This is a genomic window from Apibacter sp. B3919 (assembly GCF_026537405.1).
Classification (GTDB): Bacteria; Bacteroidota; Bacteroidia; order Flavobacteriales; family Weeksellaceae; genus Apibacter.
In genome coordinates, this window is the sequence record NZ_JAFNMG010000004.1 from 186,219 (window position 1) to 208,413 (window position 22,195).

The 22,195-nt window shown below is 28.2% G+C and carries 15 protein-coding genes and 2 tRNA genes; 5 read left to right on the forward strand and 12 right to left on the reverse strand.

Annotation, left to right across the window (positions count from 1 at the left end; genetic code table 11):
* Window positions 1-9: 9 nt before the first annotated feature.
* Entirely contained in the window at window positions 10-687 is a 678-nt protein-coding gene (gene radC, locus J3U20_RS08035) for a RadC family protein (protein WP_160542648.1), read from the reverse strand.
* A gap of 12 nt (window positions 688-699) precedes the next feature.
* Window positions 700-1,209, reverse strand: coding sequence for a hypothetical protein (locus J3U20_RS08040; RefSeq protein WP_160542647.1), 510 nt, complete (start codon window positions 1,207-1,209; stop codon window positions 700-702).
* 190 nt (window positions 1,210-1,399) lie between these two features.
* Between J3U20_RS08040 and J3U20_RS08045 the strand changes: the two genes are divergently transcribed.
* A tRNA-Asn gene (locus J3U20_RS08045) sits at window positions 1,400-1,473 on the forward strand.
* A gap of 1,980 nt (window positions 1,474-3,453) precedes the next feature.
* Here the strand turns inward: J3U20_RS08045 and J3U20_RS08050 are convergent.
* From J3U20_RS08050 to J3U20_RS08080, 7 genes are all read right to left on the reverse strand, one after another.
* Window positions 3,454-4,395 carry a hypothetical protein gene (locus J3U20_RS08050; RefSeq protein ID WP_255449003.1) on the reverse strand — a complete coding sequence of 314 codons (942 nt, stop codon included), beginning with the start codon at window positions 4,393-4,395 and terminating at the stop codon, window positions 3,454-3,456.
* 2 nt (window positions 4,396-4,397) lie between these two features.
* The gene (locus J3U20_RS08055; RefSeq protein WP_160543374.1) at window positions 4,398-7,271 is read right to left on the reverse strand and encodes a hypothetical protein; all 2,874 of its coding nucleotides are present in this window, start codon (window positions 7,269-7,271) and stop codon (window positions 4,398-4,400) included.
* Between the two features lie 11 nt (window positions 7,272-7,282).
* Complete coding sequence (locus J3U20_RS08060; RefSeq protein ID WP_160543373.1) at window positions 7,283-7,759, reverse strand: DUF4280 domain-containing protein; 477 nt, start codon at window positions 7,757-7,759, stop codon at window positions 7,283-7,285.
* A 61-nt stretch (window positions 7,760-7,820) separates the two neighbouring features.
* Window positions 7,821-8,888: a LysM peptidoglycan-binding domain-containing protein gene (locus J3U20_RS08065; RefSeq protein WP_185150296.1), complete on the reverse strand. Its 1,068-nt coding sequence runs from the start codon at window positions 8,886-8,888 to the stop codon at window positions 7,821-7,823.
* 123 nt (window positions 8,889-9,011) lie between these two features.
* Window positions 9,012-9,290 carry a hypothetical protein gene (locus J3U20_RS08070; RefSeq protein WP_160543372.1) on the reverse strand — a complete coding sequence of 93 codons (279 nt, stop codon included), beginning with the start codon at window positions 9,288-9,290 and terminating at the stop codon, window positions 9,012-9,014.
* A 20-nt stretch (window positions 9,291-9,310) separates the two neighbouring features.
* The gene (locus J3U20_RS08075) at window positions 9,311-10,921 is read right to left on the reverse strand and encodes a hypothetical protein (protein WP_160543371.1); all 1,611 of its coding nucleotides are present in this window, start codon (window positions 10,919-10,921) and stop codon (window positions 9,311-9,313) included.
* A 2-nt stretch (window positions 10,922-10,923) separates the two neighbouring features.
* Entirely contained in the window at window positions 10,924-12,876 is a 1,953-nt protein-coding gene (locus J3U20_RS08080; protein ID WP_160543370.1) for a type VI secretion system Vgr family protein, read from the reverse strand.
* A gap of 908 nt (window positions 12,877-13,784) precedes the next feature.
* On the opposite strand from J3U20_RS08080, the gene J3U20_RS08085 reads away from it, so the two are divergent.
* Window positions 13,785-13,858: transfer RNA gene (locus J3U20_RS08085), tRNA-Asn, on the forward strand.
* Window positions 13,859-14,179: 321 nt separating this feature from the next.
* On the opposite strand, the gene J3U20_RS08090 is transcribed toward J3U20_RS08085, so the two are convergent.
* From J3U20_RS08090 to J3U20_RS08100, 3 genes are all read right to left on the reverse strand, one after another.
* On the reverse strand, window positions 14,180-15,385 hold the full coding sequence (locus J3U20_RS08090) for a DUF6596 domain-containing protein (RefSeq protein WP_160542646.1): 1,206 nt from the start codon (window positions 15,383-15,385) through the stop codon (window positions 14,180-14,182).
* Entirely contained in the window at window positions 15,375-15,731 is a 357-nt protein-coding gene (locus tag J3U20_RS08095) for a YciI family protein (RefSeq protein ID WP_160542645.1), read from the reverse strand. The genes J3U20_RS08090 and J3U20_RS08095 overlap by 11 nt, the downstream gene beginning before the upstream one ends.
* 624 nt (window positions 15,732-16,355) lie before the next feature.
* Window positions 16,356-17,198, reverse strand: a complete 843-nt coding sequence (locus J3U20_RS08100; protein WP_160542644.1) for a hypothetical protein — start codon at window positions 17,196-17,198, stop codon at window positions 16,356-16,358.
* Between the two features lie 940 nt (window positions 17,199-18,138).
* Between J3U20_RS08100 and J3U20_RS08105 the strand changes: the two genes are divergently transcribed.
* The 3 genes from J3U20_RS08105 to J3U20_RS08115 are packed head-to-tail and all read left to right on the forward strand — an operon-like array spanning window position 18,139 to window position 22,194.
* On the forward strand, window positions 18,139-19,230 hold the full coding sequence (locus J3U20_RS08105; RefSeq protein WP_160542643.1) for a PKD domain-containing protein: 1,092 nt from the start codon (window positions 18,139-18,141) through the stop codon (window positions 19,228-19,230).
* 49 nt (window positions 19,231-19,279) lie between these two features.
* Window positions 19,280-21,718, forward strand: a complete 2,439-nt coding sequence (locus tag J3U20_RS08110; RefSeq protein ID WP_160542642.1) for an ATP-dependent Clp protease ATP-binding subunit — start codon at window positions 19,280-19,282, stop codon at window positions 21,716-21,718.
* A 29-nt stretch (window positions 21,719-21,747) separates the two neighbouring features.
* A complete protein-coding gene (locus J3U20_RS08115) occupies window positions 21,748-22,194 on the forward strand; it encodes a hypothetical protein (RefSeq protein WP_160542641.1) in 447 nt (148 codons plus the stop codon).
* Window position 22,195 lies beyond the last annotated feature (1 nt).

The following is a 22,195-nucleotide window of genomic DNA, read 5'->3' on the forward strand; positions in this document are numbered from 1 at the left end:
AATGGTCTTTCACAGTAAATTTTCATCGGCAAAACTGAAAAAAGAGGTTTGCGTAATAATTAAATGATCCATCAAAGTTATATTTAATAAGTTTCCTGCTTTTTTTATTTCATGGGTAATTTGTATATCAGAATTGCTGGGTTGAATATTTCCTGAAGGATGATTATGGGATATGATTAATGAAACTGCATTAAGTTCTATAGCATGTTTAAATATTAGTCGATTATCTACCATTGTACCGGTAATTCCTCCTTGAGAAATTTTTTCTTTACTTAATATTTTATTGGATCTGCTTAAATAAATCACCCAAAATTCCTCTATCATCAAATCACCAATAATGGGTTGAAGAATATTATAGGCATCTTTCGAAGAAGAAATTTTTTCTTTTTTTAAAGCTTGCTGTAAGGATTTTCGTCTTCCAATTTCTAGAGAAGTGATAATTTCAATTGCTTTAACTTTACCTACTCCGTTAAATTTGCATAAATCTCTTATGGTTAGCTTTGCCAATTCATTCCAATTATGATTTACGGATGATAAAATTCGTTGAGCAAGAGCAATGCTGCTTTCAGATTTCGAACCACTACCTAAAATTATAGCAAGAAGTTCGGCATCAGATAAGGATTGTTTTCCTCTCAGTAATAATTTTTCTCTGGGTCTTTCTTCTTCAGCTAATGATTTGATGTTCATAGTGAAAATTTTTTAGATTCCGTCTTGAATATCTTTTTGTAAGTACAAAATTGCCGCAGACGAAGGAGAAGCGTCTTCCATCGATTGTTTAATGATTTCCTCTTGAATTTCTTGTATTGAAGAATCTTTCATAGCTTCAATAGTATTTTTTATAAGCAATTGGGTTGCATTCTTTGCCGATAAAATAATCTTCCACGAATTCGGATTTATATAGAGTTGTTGTGCTAAATTGTGTTCGAATTCTGTTTGAATAGTTTCTATTAAAGTGAATTCATAAGATTTACTATCATCTGTAGGAGTTACTCGTCGTATTAAAGAAGAAGGGCGTATTCTTTCTAAAAAAAGAGTCATACGTTCATAGGCTTGTAATTTGTTCGGTAAAATATTCTCAGAATATTTTAGACGCAACTCAAAACTTCTTCTTTCTCTTTCTGATTGAAAAAAACGGGTTAACATAAACAGAAAACCTCCCATAAAGAGCACTAAAATCAATAAGAATACAAGCAATATAGATATGTCCATAATAATTATATAAGTTAGACAGAGACAAAAATACTATTTTATATTAAAAAAAGTATCTAATATGGGTTATATATTAAAAAATTAAAATTTTTTTTCATTGATACTTATGTACTTAGATTTTAAGATGAAAAAAAGATTAAAAAATATTTGGAGCATATATAAAATTCTTCTACATTTGCACTCACAAAATTCCTCCTTAGCTCAGTCGGTTAGAGCATCTGACTGTTAATCAGAGGGTCGCTGGTTCGAGCCCAGCAGGAGGAGCTAAAAAAGAGTTACATATATGTAACTCTTTTTTATTTGCCCGAAATTTGCCCGGCTTTTTCTTTTATTCTTTTAGGAAATCTATGAATCTATCTAAAAGTAAAATTTGTCTATTTATATATTTCTAAAAGTTTTATTTTGTCTATAAGGGGTTATATATTCACTGTATTATTTAATGGCTATATAATTGATGATGAAACAATAAAGACTATTTGTTTATTCTATTGAGTTGCAATACTTTTTAATAGTTTAAGAAAGATAAATGTTTTTCTTTGGATGATTTAATTTCAACTAGAGTATATTCAGTATATTAAGATTTGGATTTAAGAGATCTATGTGTGTTTAAAATAGGGATTAGTATTTTTTTTAAAAATTTAATTATGTTGGGATAGATTTCAAAAAAATTACTCAAAGTTTCAAATGGCTGATTACTAAGAATTAATTTCAAAAGAATTGGGAAAACTTATAGTATTTAAGGATATGTTAACCAGTTTCCAAAGGAATCCTCAAGTATTTTTTGTTTTGAACGGCTTTTTTCGGAACAGAAAATGCCATTAACTTTTTCTACTTTTGATAATTTGCATAACTTCTTTATTTATCTGGGAAATATAAATAGTATAACATCGTGCATATTAACATTATTACTTTCTCACTTTAGAAAACTACTGATTTAATAAGGTTATTTCCAAATATTATTGTCTTTAAGAAGTATAAATAATTTTTTCTTGAAATTTGTAAGAGGCATAACATGAAATGAATTAACCTACCTTGCCACCGAATTTGTACATATTAATTGCTTGAATAAAACGATTCAGACAAACTTAAGATTTTAGTAAGTATATTTATATAATTACTAATATCCTTTCTAGATTTTTTAATTAAAGTATTTTATGGATAGGTATTAATTATGGATAATTTTTACTTAATTTCATTATAATAATAAATTAATCTAACTTTTTAGTGTAGAATCTTATCTCTTATAATGTTAAGTTTAATTATTTATCTTCCTAGCAGGACAAATAAAGAATAAATTTATTAAACAAAATAAACACTTAATTACTTTATATATGGATTATAACAAATTTATCACAGCCTTTAGGATGATATAATAATAACGAACAACTTGCTGTGCCTGGTTTCTTGCCTTTTTAGTAAAAAAATCCAACCGTTGATATCTAATTTATCTTTATTATTAAAAAATTGGGTATAAAATTTTCTTCTAATGTTATAAATTTATCCCCTTCCTTATATTTTCATATCATACTCTTCAAAAGGAGTATATATTCAAAATTGTTTCATTATTTTCTAAAATTACTTATTAATTAGTTTTGAATGTTTCATAATTGTAGTAAAATAATTCAGTGTCGGCAGCTTTCCATCTTTTTTGATATTCTTGCGAATTTCCGTTATTTAAAATTCTTCATAATTCTTGGTAATATTTTATTACTTTATATTCTAAAAACTTTTATCTATTTTAAATAGATTCTGTCCATTAATTAATATAGCCTTCAAATTCGTAGAATAATTCACTTAAAATCTATTTTTCATTACTATTTAAAAAAACGATAAATGAATTTATCAAATAGATTAATGGAAGTATTTGATACAAATCATGTTCTGTTACTTTATTAAATTCTTTATTCAGAATATATTTTCAAATGAAATGGTTTTCTATCAATATCCTTACTGAACAATCTTTTTTTCTTTATATAGGAATATTCTTAGTTTGATTTTATATATTCCGTTTTTCATTATTAAAGAGTTAAGTTCTACTACAGCATTTGATCCTGTCGGATCATTTTATGCTTTAATATCATAGATATATAACTCGTATGGATATTTAAAATTTAGATCAAAAAAATAGGATATCTGATTTTCCTTGAGTATATGTGTAGGTGAAAATACAATAGAGTTCTGTTGTACCAAACTTGAAAAAATAAAAAACTAAATATAAAAATACTAAAGAAATATCATATATATCTATTTACGAATTATTACAAATTCGTTGCTATCTTGTGGGAGATAAAGGAGAACAGAATATTCTTCTCCCCCAGAAATCTTATATTTTCTGATTAGAGGACTCCAACCTTTGATATCCATTCTATTTTCATTATTAAACGACTGCGTATGAGATTTTCTTTCAAGCGTAACTAATTTGCCTTCACCGTAAATCATCATTATATAATCTTCAAAAGGAGTCATCATACCTTTACATTTTTCTTCTATTATTTTTCTATTTTCTATAATAATATTTTCATATTCGTCTTTTGAACTATAATTAAATATAGCTGTTTCATATTGTCGCTTTGTAACTAGTTTTGTCCATTCGGCTCCATTTCCCTCATTTAAAACTTTCCATAGTTTTTGGTAATAAGTAACTACTTTGTTTTCTAGAACCTTTTTATCCATTTTAGATAGGTCTTGTCCTTTGCTCCAGCCTTCCAGTTCATAGGGTAATTCGTTTATTTCTATTTCCCATTCCTGTTCATATACTTCTATTGATTTATTAGGAATATTAAGAGGTAAAAGTTTTAAAGTTTCACGGGATACTAAATCCCCATCTTTATTTTTTCTAATTATTTTTACAAATTGTAATGTATTCTTTTTTATTGCTTCTGGAGTGAGTATTTTTTCATGCTCATAAGGGAATAACACTAGTTTTATCTTATATTTTCCGTTTTTTAATACATAAGGATTAATTTCTACTGGAGGATTTCCTCCATTAGAAGAAAAATCTGCCTTGATATTATTGATATATAATTCATAAGGATAGAATATGGATTGTTCTATTCCATAAATTATTTGTTTTTCTTTAGGTATTTCTGGTATTATGATCATAATTGTTTCTTTTTGATAGGTTTGGCTACATTCGGTTGTTACCAGGCATATAAATAATAAAACGAATATGTTTAATTTTCTCATTATTAAGTTAATTTAGTTTCATAAGTAAATCCACCATGAATCAGGAACTTTTTAGGAGGGTCTTCTTCTGAATCACTTCCTTGACCTTTTCTAGTTTCTACGTCCGTATTTATCTTTGCAGAAACTTTAGCATATAAACCATCGTATTTACAACGGATGACTTCGTCCTTTTCATCTCGTTCTATGGTAAATTTAGCAAAGGCGGCTCCGGTAAACTCGGCTTCTCCTACTATTTTTCCAATTTTCCATTCTATAGAACCGCCACATTCAATACCGAATTCTATTTCTGCCTGGCATTTAATATCATTATTTCGAAAACCGTCTATTGTATGGTATTCCACAGCTGTAGCTTCCACATTAAATTTTCCCGAGCAGTACAGGTCTATGAAATAATCTATATCCAGCTTTATTTTGTATTTGTCTCCTCCTCTTAACTTATCAACAAACCAGTTCCAAATATTGTCTACGGAACCTACTGCATCCACGACACCCGTAATACCTTTAACTGCTACCCCAACATAAGGAATTTTGGTTGCGACAAACAAAAGGTCTAGCCTACCGGTGACTCCTAATAAAGGGGCTGCCTTAAACTTTACCGCATAACTTGTACCTACCTGGTATTTGTAACGGGTGCTTGGGTCATATTTCCAAGCTACTGCTCCTGCAAAAACAGGACCTTCAATATCTATTTTAAGCGGTAATTTATTTAAAGATTTACCTACATTTTCTAAATATTTATTATGATTTTTTTTGCGGTTGTTTAGCTGTCTGGAGGTCTCTTTATTTTTATTAAGCTCTTTTTCTGCTTCCTCGGCTTCTTTATTAAAAGTAAGGTTTCCTACCATATTAGCAACCCACATAATAGTATCTAGAACATTGAAAAACGGATGTTCCTTGTCGATTGAAATTTCAGCTTGTTTGATGCCTCCAAAAGAGTATTCGGCTGCTATTTCATAAAAGTTAAAGTTTAACCTTCCTTCCTTTACTTCCTGTTTATTGTTTTTATAATTTTGTTCTCTCTGATTTATTTTGTTTTGACGTATTTTAAATAACCCTTTTTCACCTAGATATTTCCGTTGTGTATAGACATTATTCTGTCCTGTATAAAATGGATTTTCAGATTTTAATTTAAAGCCTAATTCATACTCTAATTCAGGATAAACTCTAATATTTAGATTATGCTGAAAACGACAGGTGTCAAATTTTAAATTATAGTTTTTTAGATATTTTAGCCGTTTTCTTTCTGTCATAAAAGCCATATCAACTGCTTCTTTCAGTGTAGGGATGGGAAAAGAAATATCAAAAGAAGCCTGATCATCTTTCAGCATCAGATTAAAAGGCCGGGTTCCGACAACCTTTATTACATTCCCTGTATGGTCTTGAGGTGTATTTTCATGATTACAGTCTGCCGTTTTTTCGTCATCCAAAAATAAAAACAATCTTTTAGTTGTATCATCTGCTACCACTTCATAAATCAGATCTTTTTTATCTACATTTACCTTCCCTTGTTGAAATAAAACTCTCATCTGCATAGAATCTATTCCATATAATGCGGTAATAGCTTTATATCTACATTGTTCGAAATGAGCTATATTACTTTCTATACCACTAAGTGAAGTTACCTGATTACCAGTATTATTGGATTCTTCATATAACTTTCCATTTTTAGATACATTTAAAATATAGTTTTTTTTCTGTTTCATTTCTTTCCTTTTATCTTTGGCTGAAAGTAATTCATGTTCGATTACAGCAAATATTTCCAGTTCATCTCCACCTTCATCTTCCCATTTAGGATCAATAAAGACTTTAAAATAAGATTTTTGTACATGGGTTACTAATTCTTCCAAACTTTCAGGATCTAATTTTTTTATTCCTAATACACCGATTTTAGCTTTTTCAGGGATAGATTGATTATTTACTCTATATGCATCTACATTCCTTATCATATATTTTGATTCTTCCATCACTTCGGGTTCACTCCCACCAGTTTTTTCTTTAGATTTCCTTTGATAAATATTCAAATCATCATTTCCATTCCAAAAGCCTAATGTAAGATAATCGATAACATAATCTCTATCTTTTAAACATACTTTTATATGTTGTCCAAAAAGTCCTTCTGTATATATATTTAAATATACTGTAGAACCAAAAGCTATAATTTTATCTGAAGTAATAATTTCATTTTCCGGAGTCATCCATTGCACAGATACTATATCATGAGTAGTTCCTTGTGCACTTATAAAAGCTCCGTAAGGAGCCTTTCCTTGTGGTTGTGTTCCTTCAAAAAAAGGTTCTGTATAAATAAATCCTCCACCTTCTAGAAATTCACCAATATGATGTTTTCTGATAATGCTCCCTTTTTCAATCCGATTATAATGGCTTGAAGGATTTAGATTTGACAGACCATTATGCACTACCTGGCTTACCCATAAAACATTTTTATATTTATCTGAAACCGCTTGTTTTTCCTCTTTTTCTCTCTCGAGTAATTCAGTCAAGGTTTTATTTTTTTCTAAAATGATCTCATTTGCATTTGCTAAACAGATACTCAATTTATTCTGAAATTCATCTAGTTGTTTATCATATTTGTTTTTAGAAATTATATCTTCTTGTAAATTTGCATTGCATTTATTGATATTTTCCTGATATTGTGAAATATCTTTATATAATTGTTCGGATTTTTCAGTATATTTTTTTTTTATTAACTCCCTTTTTTTATTTATTTCTTTCTCCAGGTTTTGTATATCTTCCTGATATTCTTTTATAGTTATAGTTATTGTTCTAGATTTTTTTAGGTTTAACCATCCTCTTTTCTTGTCGAAATTTTCTCCGTCAATATCAACAAATTGAATATGCAATTGATTTTGTTCTGCCATTATTAACTGTATTATAAAATATTACGAGTTTCTTTTTCCACTTTTTTTAAATTGATAAAAGGAAAAAGTTCAACAAGTACTTCCTCTCGGGCATTCTCTGTATTGTTCTGGGTAAGTTCTGCTGTTTGCCCATGAAAACTAATTTTAATACAAGGATTCCCACTTATAGTACATATTCCCATACTATCTTCAAGCAAAGGATTTCCTCCGTTATCCTCTAATTTCATTTGTTTATAAAAGCCCTGCCATTGGGCTAATGCCTGAATGCATGGTTTAAATCCTCCACGTATAGGTTGTAATTTACAAACACCAAAAGTATTTTTTTCAAAAGTCATTCCGATATCTTTATGGGTAGCTATCAACTTGGTATATCCATCTGTTTCGTTAATAAATCTTTTGTTTTGGGTAAGTACTTTTAGCTTATCCGGGGCTGTTCCAAAATTACATTCACAAATAGCTCCTTGACAGACAAAATGTTTTTCACTCATAATACATAATAATTTTTATATTAATAACTATCTTATAATTAATCAACTTATTTATGAGTTTTTATGTTTCATAAATTTTAATTTTTATTTTTCTGGTTATTTGCGAATTTATTTTTAATGAAATATATCCGATCGCCGAAAATAAAATTTTAGTTTTATCATCTAATTTATACGTAAATTTTAGTTTTCCTTCTGGTGTTATATTTATCATAGAATCCTCTTTAGAAATAGAAATTCCTTGTGCAATTTCTACTCCAGTCCTTTCTTCTATACAAACCCCTTCCATATGAACGAAAATTTTTCCTGAGGCAGACTTTTTATTATCCAATTTTTGTGAAATTTTATAATTTACCTTTTTTTTGAAAGGGAAAATAGGAATTTCTTTCTCATAATGATATTCTCTATTTTCTCCGTAAGGCACATATAGAGGCATAAAAAAGAAAGTATAAAATAAACTGTTCAAAATTTGAGATTCATAGTTTCCTATGTGGGTGAAAAAATTATCTAATTTTCTCAATAGTACTTTTGCTAAATTTCCATTATAGTATCGAATAAATTGTTTTCGCTTTTCCTCAAACCACCTTGCTTCTATTTCTTTTTTGTTTATAATAGATAAAGGAACCCCTTTTTCATCAAGACTTATTTTCAAAGGATACAGTATTTGATCAAGCTGTTCTGAAAAATGTTCAATGTTTCCATCAATTTCTTTCTCATCTACATATGTTTTATATCTTCGTATGTATAATTGATTATAGGATAGTTGGGTACTTACATCATTTCCTATTTTAACGATATAATGTATTTGTATTATTTTCTCTTCATTTTCAAATATTTCTTGTATTACACCATAGGTTTTGTTAATTTTAGTGTATCTTCTCTTCAGTGTATTATTTGATAGAGCTTGAGTTAAATCGACTTTAGTATCTGTTGATATAGTATTATCTACATATGAGGAATATGATTGTATATAAAGTTCAGGAATTTTTTTTAATTTAGGCCCCAATAAATTTTCTAACTCACAATGTTGATTATGGAAAGATCGAAGACCTTCTACAGTTATATTTAGTTTCTTTGCAATGGATTCCAAAGTATCGCCTTTCTGAATTCTATATTTTTTTATTTCATTCATAATTAAGATAATACGAGAAATTAATTAATATTAATTATTTTATATTTTTTTAATTCATTAAGGGTGAATGTTATAGTATGAATCATTCTATAATGTTTATATATAGTTTAACTATTAGTTTATTTATAGCTTACCTATAGCCATCATAATCTGCATAACAATGACAATAATAATATTAATAACCGCAATAGTTATAGGCAATAACCATAAATAGGTCTTATTTGCACTATTAAAATAAAAAAAATAAGAAGCTATTAATACTATTAAATTACCTATTGCATAAAAATGAATAAGAACAAATCCTACAGGTGCATCAGGAGGAGCTTTTTTAGTAATAAAAAGGTAAAATACGAATCCTATAATTTGTAATAGTAAGATGATACTAGGAATTATAAATTTCATGATATTAATTGTATAAATAATTATTTACTATATTCGGGTGCTGATCCTCCTGCTGTAACATTTTCTCTTCCAGGAGCTATGGGATAGACATGTTTGTCTAGATAATTCTTTAATAGTAATAATACTCCTGCTTCTGTTGTGATTTTACCGTCTCTGAACTCTTTGTAAAATTTTAAAATTTGAGTAGAAGCTGTTTCAGCATGTTGAGCTCCTATTGAGCCTCCATCCTTGTCAGCGTGTCCATGTTTATGGTGATTTTGAGCATCGTATCCTTGAAATTGGACTATTCGATTTTCACTATCCCTTTGCGTATGAGAGAGAGAGTAAGAATCCTGAACCATATGAAGAATTTTACCAATATAAAATAAGCCGTCATATCCATCTTTTTTACCTTCTACGGGGGTGTGCGAAGGCCTTTTACTTTGTGGATCATACATTATATCATGTTTATTAATCTTTATATCTTGTTTATTATACTTTGAACTAATTCCTTCTTTAAACCATTCTTCTGCTTGTTTAAGAATGAGATTCTTTACTTCTTGATTGGTAAAGACACCTGCAGGAGCCATAGAATGCCAATATTGTAAAGAGCCATTATGACTTTCAAATGCTATTTTCCCTTCTTTTTTCATTCCAAACCCAGTACTAAAATAACAGTTGTTTATAGTGGATGGATCAGAGCAGGGAACGTCTTGCCAGGAACAACCTCTATCCAAACGATAATCGTAAAGAACTCCGGCATTTTTAGCAGCTCTTTTGGTTATATCTTCATGAATAGCTCCTTGTCCTCTTATCTTAAAAAATTCAACTTCAACTTCTTCTCCATCTTTTAAAGTAATAATTCCATGATCATCCTCCATTGAATCGGTATAAAGTAAATCTTGAGCCTTTATTTTAAATTCAGGATCATCTCTTAAAACTTTAGCATTAAATCTTTTTATTTTTCCTGATTCTTCTTGAATTTCAATTTGCGCAAATTCAAAATCTTTAAATAATAACTTATTATAATGAATAAAATCCGCAGCAAATAGCTTTCCTTCATCTCCTGGAGCATCTCCTCCAATAGTATCATATTTATTTCGCAATAAATGATCTACATAATGTCCAATTTCTTCAATCATGATCAAAAATAATAACCAACTTTTTTTAGGATTTTTTTCAGCATCTAATATTATTTTTTCATTGATATAAATAGTTTCATATTTTTCGTTAAAGCATCCCCCTTGCTCATCGGATAAAATCCAAGTAGCCTCCCATTTGGGTAATGGTACTTTATTATCTAATAAATCAAGCATAAATTTCTTAGCCACTTCATGTTTTATATCGTCGCCAAAAATAGCTTTTATACCAGCTATAAAAGGTTTAGAACTTTTAAAACTAAGTAAGTTTGAAACATCTAAATATGGGGTTTTTAATTCTAGATAATTCCGTATATATAAATCAGATTTAATACTTATAATTCTTTTTTCTCTTACATATTCTTCAGGTTCACCAATAATAACTCCATTTTGTTTACCCACTTCTACTACTTTCTTTTGTGAAGAGGTAATAATATTTTCTCCGGAATACATATAATGTTTTCCGTGTGTAATTTTGGTTATGCTCCCCTTTACATACCGATATCTACTCATTTTTAAAAGAAATTAGATTTTTCTCCGCTATTATTTTTAACTTGTTGCTCTGCATTCTTAGAAATTACATCTTTACTTAATATTTCAAAGTTTTTTGCACTTACCTCTTTTCTTTGTTTTTTAGACTCTGAAATAAGATCCCCATCTATAAATTCTGAATACTTTCCGGAGACATTTACAGTATAATTAGCCCCAACATTCAATAAATTCATTTGACCTATTGTAGTTGATTTGTTAGCACCAATAAAAGTATTCATATTTCCTCCTGCATTTAAATTTATATCCTCTCCTGCATTAATATTGAAATTTTTAGGAGCTGTTGCTGTAATATTTCCATCTCCATCTAAAAATACTTTATTTCCACTCGGATCTTCGATCAGTATGGAACCTTGTCCTTGTGCATCATTGAAAATGATTTTGGTTCCACTCCGGGTGTGTATTACTTTAATATCATTCCCTTCGGTGTAATAGTCGGCTATTTCTCCTCCGTTGTATGCAGTTCCTAATACAATCGGAGCTTCTGCATTTCCTCCCTGAAAGGCTACCAAAACTGTCTCCCCTATTTCAGGATTGATATAAGTTCCTTTCCCTGATCCGCCATGGGGTTGTATTACTTGTATCCAGGGAGTCTGCTGATTGTTTTTTTTCTGCCATACAAACTGTACTCTTATACGGCCCATTCGAAGCGGGTCTTTATTATCTGTAACAGTTGCGTGTTGAATATCCGCTTTTGGGTTGTCCTTTTCATTATAATATGTTGGTACACTCAAATCTTTGGGTACACCTATAAAGGTATTAGTATATCCTTCACCGTCCGAAAAATTATGAACGATCTCTATCACCCTATATGATTCAACAGGAGTTTTTCCTGATTTAAAAGTTTTATGTCCCGGCATATAGACATTCATTTTAGCTATGTCTCCGATTCTAATTTCCGGATTATTACTTACAGCTTCCATATAAACTAAGTTTTGTTGTTTTTTTCTTTGCCTTAGTACGGCCTGCTCTACGTCTACCTGGTTTTTATGAAGTAGACTATGTTCAAAATGAGAGGTAGGAATTACTGTAAATAAACTTTCACTAGTATTAACTGCGGATTGCTGAAAGGGATTCTCTGATTGCTGAAAAGGTTGACTTTCTGAGTCAATAGTATAATCAGAGCTTTGTTTTGGATCATAGGTGATATAAGAGAACTTCTGGGGTTGGGCTTCTATTTTTAATTCATAATCATATACATCTTCCCCTTCGGTTAATTCTATTATGCGACTTCCCCAGGCTGAAAAATTAAATTTTTCACCTGAAAAATATAGATATTCACCATATCTTGATGCTAAGCTTCTGAGGAATTGAAAATCAGTCTGATTATATTGAGTGATGTATTTTAGTTTTTCTTTAAAGTTTGGGTTGACATCAAAGTTAATCATATTTTGTGAATAGCTTTCGGTTACTTCCATCACAATTTCTTCAAAAGTTTTATCTTCAAAACTACGACAGTGCAGTCCGTTTTCCATCAACATGGCAGGAGACTTTCCTTTAATAATGATCTTTTTAATTCCGTCTTTCTTTTTGGAAGAGATACTCGAGATAATGCCCATCCAGACTGAAGCTGCTTTACCAAACTGGCGAAAGGTGAAAGTAATGCGGTTTCCTAGATATTGCCTGGTATTTTGAAGTAAATAAGCATCTGACTCGTCGAATTCACCTGGATCAGCAGTGAGAATAAATTCATGATCTGCATTGATTTTTTGGGTTAATTTTAGTTGTATACAAGTATTTGAGAAAAACGAGTTTCCATTTATTTGAACTATAACACTTACCAGATGCGAATTTCCATACTGATTTTCCTTGCTTCCCCCATACGTAGCTATAATTCCATTACGCAGGCTTTGCTCTTCTATTTCTTTTTGATTGTAAAGTTTGAAGAATTCTCCTTCATTCGGTAAGAATGGTTCCATAAAATTTAAATAATTTAAAAGATTGATAAAAAATGATTTTAAAATATAATATAATAATGATGTGAATTTACAAATTATTTTAATAAAATAAATATATTTATTTATTTATTTTATTATTTTAAAAATATTATAAATTTAATAAAGTCCATATTAGTATAAGCTAAATTTATTATTTTAAAAATTTCCATTGTTAAATCAATGTATTATATTAAAATTAATATAATAAATAGGGTATTTAAAAAGGTTTAAGTGTTGTTATTATAATCCTTTTTTGAAATATTCATACAATAATTAATTATCAATTTAGAGAGCGGGCTATCTTAATATCCATTATTGAATCTATTTCGTGGATTTCTGCTTTCTGTGTGAATTGAGTCTTGGGAGAAACAACAATTTTATCATAATTGTCTTGATATTTTGAGAGTTCCGCTCAATCCTTTTTTAGTATCTCAACAATTTTCTTATTAATTCTATACATGTAAAAATGGGTGTTAATGTTTTATTTATATACTAAAATTACATAAAATTAAAAGTCTTTATTGAAGAATTATGTTATTCCTTGAGTGATTAGAGCTTTTAAATAATATAAGCTTTACGGAAAACTAAACAATTGTATATATCCAAATTATTCATAATTTCCATAAATACTATTTGCAGAAATTAAAATCTTATTCTTGCGGCAAAAAGAATTTCACTAGGATCGAGTCCTCAGAATTTTTTGGATACTGGAAGTACTTATTAAAATAATCATCATTAATAGGTTATCAATTTATCTTTTAATTCTACCTTGAAGACGTTTTATATCGTTTAATTCCCTTTTTAACATTGCATAATAGAATCACTTCTTTTTTAAATTATTCGACTTTTTATAAATATTTGAATTTCTTCTACATTTGCACTCACAAAATTCCTCCTTAGCTCAGTCGGTTAGAGCATCTGACTGTTAATCAGAGGGTCGCTGGTTCGAGCCCAGCAGGAGGAGCTAAAAAAAGAGTTACATAATTTGTAACTCTTTTTTTGTTTGTATACTTAAAACTAAGAAAATTAATTGATTGTAATTTTTTGCTTATAAATTTTAGTTGTTAATTAGTTTTTTATCTATTTAGTTCTAATACATTTGTAAGATTAATCTACATGGCGGAGAGAAATATTCCAACATGCATAGCATAAAATACTAAAACTATATAAATTGAAATAATTAGTATAAAAAAAATATAAATTTTGATTTTTTAGTATATACTTAAATTTATTTGTTCTAAAAAAATAAATATAAAACAATTTAATAATTATTTATTTTGCTTTTTTAAATAAAACTTTTTAAATATTCTTTTCTTATTTTTTGGTTCATTTTATTACTAAGCGTAAGAATTATTTCATGTGACTCTTTAGGGTTGGACTCTTTCATTATTATGGCTTTTACTAAAGAAAAGTATGAATGATGATCTGGTAGTTGATTTTGAACTTCTGAAAGAATGTTCATGGCTTTATCTGTTTTTCCAATTTTGCTTAAGCAAAAAGAGTAATTAAGTCTTACTATTGGTGATTGCGAGATTTCAAGCATCATTTCATATAAAAATGATATTTCAGTCCAATCTTTTAAGCTAAAATCTTTTTTAGACATATACTTGCTGATGATAATTGCTTCAATATAGTATTTGTTACTATTTTTGGGTTTTTTAATATGATGGAAGGCCATAGTAAGCAATTTTTTGTTCCATTTGTCTCGATTTTGATTAAAAAAGGAAATTAATTTCCCATTATTAATTTTTGCAGGAATTCTTGATATGTGAAAAAATAAAACGGCGAGTAAATTACTGGTTGAAGTATAATTGAATTTATTATATAATAATCTTGTCAAAACAAATGATTCTAAGCATAAATCTTTATTCACAATATTTTCAGTCTTTTCACTAAAAGAATCAAAGCCAATATTGAAAACTGCATAAAGGATTTCTTCAACAATTGATATTGTTTTTTGATTAACCGGAACGGAATTTATTTCGATTTTTTGGCAATTTAAATCAATATTAAATTTCTTTTTAGTTCGGTTAATGCTTTTATAAATAGCTTCTTGATTAATTAAAGTGGATTCACGAATTTCAAGCATGCTTAACCCAAATATATTTTTGAGTATAAAAATAATTTTAGATTGTGTGGATAGGCTGTTTAACGAAGAGATAAATAGTATTGTTTGTAAACGAAGATCGGTTTCATATGGTTCTACTTTTTCATCTTCTGTAAGTTCTATTGAAAAATTATAATCTTCTTTTTGTTTGCGTTTTATTATATTTAGTAAATCATTACGAGCTACCATGTATAGCCAATTTTCTATATTTTTTGGTATATTATTTTGTTTCCGGATTTTCAGATACTTCAAAAAAGAATTTTGAATAGCATCTTCAATTTCAGAAATATGGGTAACACCAAATCTCTTCAATAATACAGAAAAAAGCTTTCCGTATAACGTTCTGTAATTTATTTTATCTTCAAAAGGTAAATTAGGAATCATAATTTTCCATATTTAAGATCGGACGGATTTCTGTTGTTCCCCCATAATAATGGGTCGGGCACTCTTTAGCTAACTCGATAATAGTTTCTAGATTTTCGCTTTGTAATAAATAATAGCCTCCAATTATTTCTTTGGATTCCAAGTATGGCCCGTCTTTAATAACACAGTCTTTACCCGTAATAAGTACACCTTTTTCATGTAATCCATCCCCTGAAATTAAATGCCCTGTTTTTGCTAACTTTGTAGCCCATTTCATATGAGCATCAGCTAATGCCTGCATTTCTTGTTCTGATAATTCTCTTAGTTTTTCATTGTTTTCATGTAATAATAATAGGAATTGTTTCATTTTAAATGTTTTAATTTAAGACATTTTATTATGCTATTTTTGGACATTTTTTGGAATAAAAATTTTAAATAATAAAAAACTTACATTAGAAATACTATACAAAGATAAAATAAAATATGATGTTTAATAAAGGGGATTTGGTTATAAATAACTATATAAATTAAACCACCCTTAAGGCTTTTTAGATGAATTTTCGGATTATATGATTTTATATAAAAGTTATTGCGTCTAAATTATTGTTTTTAAGGGAAATTCATTCAGACATATCAAAAATATATCTAAACTAACGAATTAAAGAAATTAAAAACTTAAATAATTAAAAAGATTTTTATTGAATTAAGTATATGAATGAAAATATATAAAAAAGTGAAAAAAATAAAATCTAGAAATAATAAGTTAGAAAATATTAACTGTGATAATTCAAGTGACAAAGAATATATTAGATGATCAGATACATTATAGATTTATACAAATAAACAGTTTTTTTAATAATTTATTTAACAAATAATAATAATAATAATAATCACATAATTTATCCGAAATTATCTATATGGTAATATTTTTGACAAATTAACTAAACAAAATCTTTTAGTAAACTAATTGATTTATAATTAATAGAAGTTTTTAATTACGATTCATAATCTCATTCCAACATTTTCCGGCAGCCATTGCTCTTTGACAATCACTGCCAACAAAACCAATTTTGCTTTTATCAAAGCATCTTGCAGGCCATCCATTATAATCCATGCAATTTGTAAATTCTCTATCACATTTTCCATTATAACTGAAAGCTGTGCTACAATTTAAATTTCCATGATTTTGATAACAGGAAATGGAACGTGCAGTAACAGTTTTATTTTCTAAGGAGTGATGAGTAAAGCTTCTTTCTCCTAAATTAAATACATAGGTGTTTTCAGCAGTATGATCTTTCATTGCCTTTTCTAATTTTTCAGCTAGCAATATCTGATTTCCTTCTATGCTATTAAAATCTGTTTCCGAAACGAATTCGGATGCTTTTCTTCCAATCACTTGTATCCGAGAAGTAGTTTTTAAATTTACTAACGCATCTGTAATAAAGCTTCCTCGATTACTTGCTTCATGCGTTTTTCCATTATAGTTTACTATAGCATCACTCATCGGGAAATATACTCGAATAAAAGAATAATCTTCAGGATAATAAATTGATTTGTTAATTTCAATTAATTCTTTTTTGTATAATTCTTGTGCATTCTTAATTTCTTGTGCTTCATCTTTGTTAAAATAGACCGTTTTAAATCCAATTAATTTTATTGAATCATTATTTGATTCCGGATAAATATGTCTTATGTAGTTTTTTTCGAAAGTAGTAATGCTTTCTTTCTTATTTGATATCGGGTTGATATCATTTTCATTACTACAGCTATTAATTAATAGTAATCCGTTAATGGTAATAAATAAAGCCTTAAATAATTGAAATTTCTTTTTCATTTTTTCATTATAAATCAAATATAGTAATTAATCTGGTATAATTATATATATTTTAAATATAATCAGTATGGTAATATTTGATGAAAGTTTATAAATACTTTATTATTAAAATTAATTAAAGACTGTAGTTAAATTAAAATAGAATTAATTAGCATTTAATTTAATAAGAATACAATTAAATTATTCATTGTTAGTTCAACTTGTTCGAGTGAGGTTATCGTATAGAAAGTAAAAGTATAAGAATAATAATAACGATAACTCTTAATCAAATTCTGTTAATGTTTTTTTATTTATATCTATAAATAAATGAGATGATGTGGGGAAAGATGAATTGTATTTATATTAAAATAAATTAAGTTTTATATAAAATATGTTACCTATTTTAATAAATTACAATAAATATTTTTTACACAATATAAAGAATTTTATACATTTATCTAAATATACTTCCATATAAAAAAAACAACAATACCGATTTTTATTTTAAAGAAAACTAAATTTCAAAATATAATTTAATCGGAATTTATTTTAATATATTAAATTAAATATATTAAAATCATTTTATAAAATGATATAAATAATAATGTATTAAAAATACTATATATCATAATTAATCTCAGATTTTTAAATAGAAAAATATAATATAATTTTAAATATGTAATTATAATGCATATTTATTATTATAATCAATTAATTATCAATGTATTGTATATTTTGATTATTTTAATAATATAAATATAATAAATATATTTCAATATCAATATGTTATAAATATCGTTAATAATCTGATGTTTTATAAATAATAGTTAATTATTTATAAAAAAATAAATATTTCTATATGTATGTTTATATATTATAAAAAAATCATAATTTATTTTATATATATAAATATTTTTCTTAAGTTAGCAAATGATATATATATTTAATATTTTGTGTTGTAATGAGCTATAAATTAAAAAATTCTTTTAATAAGTTTTTTAAAAAAATAGATTTTAGAATAATTTTTATATTTATTATATTTATTCTTATCGGGTTATTTATTTTATTTTATAAATATTCTAGATATATAGACTGCAGTAAGGTCGATTTTGCGATTGAAGCTGAAAGAAAACAGGTTGGTGAAATAATCGGATTTAAAGATTTAACACCTAATGCTAAAAGTTGGGTGTGGGATTTCGGTGACAATTCTGCGAAAGTATACGACCAATCCCCATTCCATAAATATGATAAATCGGGAATGTATATCGTTACCTTGCAGGTTAATGGTTCATGTACTTTCCAAAAAACTTTGGAAATAAGGGGGTTGGGTAAAATTATAGATTCCATGAAAATCCCAAAAATAATTGCTCCAACGGTAGTTACTGTTGGACAGCCAGTTGAAGTTTATTATAAATATTTAGGGGAGGCTTTTTCGTGGGAATGGAGTTTTGGGGAATCAGGGCAAATGGATAATACTTCTGAATATCCGGTTTATAGTTATAGTTCACCGGGGAAAAAAAGATTGACATTAGTAGTCAATGGGGATATAACGCATATTGCCAGTAGGGATATATATGTGAAGCCAAGAATATTGAATGTGTCTAATATTGATACTCTTAAAAGATATATACCGGAAAAAGATACCATTGTATACTATTTACCTCCGGGTAATCCACAGAAAGATCCTATGGAAGAATTTTTAAGATATATACCTGCTATACCTATGGAGACTCCGGTAGAAGAGAAAATTAGTAAAATAGAAGAAAACTTAGCTCCTTCCATTTCTGAAAATCAGTTTGAATTATTATTAATTGATGTAGCTAAGCAGAATAAAGCTAAGGAAGACTTTGGTAAATATACTTGTGATAAGTATGATTTTCCGGTAATTAAAAACGAAAAAATTATTATACCGTTTTCGGAATTTTGTGATAAAATCCAAAATAAAAAGATAAAAATTGAATCCATACGACTTACCAAAAATAATAGAAACTGTATTGAAGGTTTAACCATAAAATATAAAATTAAAAAAGGACTTTTCTGGGTTTATGAATAAATAATCAAAAAAATGATTTTAAATATAAAATATTCACTTTATACTTATTATGGAAGCGACATTTACTGAAGAAATATACTCGGCTTTAAATATAGCTAGAAAATATGCAATGGAAAAGAAAAATGCACATTTTGGCGCACCACATTTTCTTAAAGCAATTCTTCATAGAGATTTATCTCTTTTAAAAGAATTAGAAGCTATGAAAAAAGATGTTTTTTTTATAGAGGAATGGGCAGATGTTAGAATAGATGATTTTCCACGAGCAAGCAGGAATATAAAGCCTGAAGCTGATGATAGTATTGATAAAATTATAAAAGAAGCAGATGAAATAAGAGATATACTAGGTAGGGAAGAGGTAGACTTGTATTGTATAATGGCAGCAATGGCAACTCCGGGTGTGGGTTTCAGCTTCGATCAAATGAAAAGTTTTCCTATTGTTAGAGGCGAATTATTAAACGATATTGGTGATGAAAATAATACAAGGATATCAGAAAAAAACAATGGTATAAATGCTTCTATAAAGTACTTATATAAATATTGCAAAGATCTGTTAGCTAAAGCTAAAAAAAATCCTAAACAAATTGTGGCCAGAGAAAAAGAGATTAAGGAGATTGTAGAAATTATAAGTCGTTTTTCTAAACCTAATGTTCTTTTGCAAGGCTATCCGGGTGTAGGTAAAACAGTATTAATCGAAGGATTTGTAAATCAAATTGTTCAGAAACAAGCACCTGATGAATTATTAAAGACTAAAGTTTATGAATTAGATTTAGGGACATTAATAGCAGGGGCATCATATAAAGGTGAAATAGAAGATCGCTTAAAAAAGATATTGCAAGAATTAAAATCATTTCCTCAATCAATACTTGTTATTGATGGAATTCATGTTCTTTTGGATAAAAACAGTGATAATTCTGGAATTTCCAGTATTCTAAAAAGTGAATTGTCCGGAAATAGCGGACTAACACTTATCGTGACTACAACGGTTGATGAATACACTAAAAAAATTGAAAAAGACGAAGGGCTTTCCAGTATGTTTGAGGTGATAAAAGTTGAAGAACCTAATGAAGAACAGGCATTTCGAATTTTAAAATCAGCTTTGCCTTCATATTTAAATCATCATACCATTAAGGTAACTGATGAATCTATTACAGAATCCGTAAGACTTTCTCAAAGATATTTAAAAGAAAAAAGTTTACCCGAATCAGCGTTGAATTTATTGGATCGAACCATGTCTGTAATTAAAACAGCAGGTATTTCTTTTCTAAAAGAAAAAGATGCTTTGCAAGATAAGTTAATAACAATACAAGAAGGAGAGGGTAATAAAAAACTTGAATTAAAATGGTTTTATGAAGATTTAAAAAAGAAAGCTCAATATTTATTGGTCCAAGAAAATTTAATTAGGGATGACATAGAATTATTATCTGAAGATTCTTTATACGAATATTTAAATTCTTTATTAGAAAGATTAACTCAAGTAGCACAATCCAAAAAAGAACATATAGATCCGATTGATTTAGCAGCAGTTGTGGCGCAAAAAACGGGAATTCCATTAGGTAAGCTTCATTCAGATGAAAAAGATCGGTTACAAAATATGGATGAGATACTTAAAAAAAGAGTAGTAGGACAGAATTATGCCATTGAAGTAATAACAGAAGCAGTTTTAGAATCTCGCTCAGGATTAAGTAAAGCAGGACAACCGATAGGATCTTTCTTTTTTCTAGGTCCTACAGGAACAGGGAAAACAGAATTAGCAAAATCATTAGCAGATTTTCTTTTTCAGGATGAACAGGCGATTATTCGTTTTGATATGTCGGAATTTAAAGAAGAACATTCGGCTGCATTATTATATGGAGCTCCTCCGGGTTATGTAGGATATGAAGAAGGAGGATTATTGGTTAATAAAATCAGACAAAAACCCTATTCCATAGTATTATTTGATGAGATTGAAAAAGCACATTCATCTGTATTTGATGTCTTTTTACAAATTATGGATGAAGGTAAACTTCATGATCGCTTAGGTAAAGAAGGAGATTTCTCCAATGCTTTAATCTTATTTACCTCTAACATCGGGGCACATTTCATTGTGGATTCTGTTAATACGGGTAAAGGCTTGCCCTCTTCGAATCAATTAATGGAAATAATGTCAGGTAATTTTAGACCGGAATTTTTAGGAAGACTTACCGAAATAATTCCTTTTAGTCCTATAACTAAAGATAATGCGATGGGAATATTTGAAATTCACTTGAAAAAAGAATTATTAGATCTGGTTAAAGATTTGAATATTGATTTAAACTTGTCGCAAAATGCTAAGTCCTTTTTAGTTGATAACGGATTTAATGCAACGTATGGAGCAAGACCTTTAAAAGGAATAATTCGTTCAGCATTACGAAGACCTATGGCTAAAAAAATAATTTCCGGAGAAATTAAAGAAGGGAATAATGTTACTGTAGATATGCTGGATGATAAATTACAATGGATAATCAATTAAAATAAATTATTAATTAAAATTTAAATAATATGTTATCAAATTATGGCATTGGAGGAAACGAAGTCCCTTTAGATGCAAATGAAGCAATACTGGAAATTGCACAAAACCGTACTTTAATAGCTCAAAAATTAACAGGTCAAACTCCTATCAGACCTGAAATAATCGAAGGGTTAACAACCGTTGAGCAAGTTTTCGAACACTTTAAACCGGAAGTAAAAGTGAATTTTGAAGATGCAGATGGAGTTACCCAATTTGAAGAGCTAAAATTTAAAAATCTTGGGGATTTTGGAATAAAAGGGATTACAGCTCAAAGTAAGTTTTTAACTGATTTACAGGTTGAAAAAGACCAATATCAAAAAATTATTAAACAGCTTAAAACCAATAAAATTTTAAAAGCAGCACTTGAAGATCCGGAAGCCAGAGAAGCTTTAATGGATAGTATAGAAGGGCTTATTAACGAATTAAATCAAAAATAAT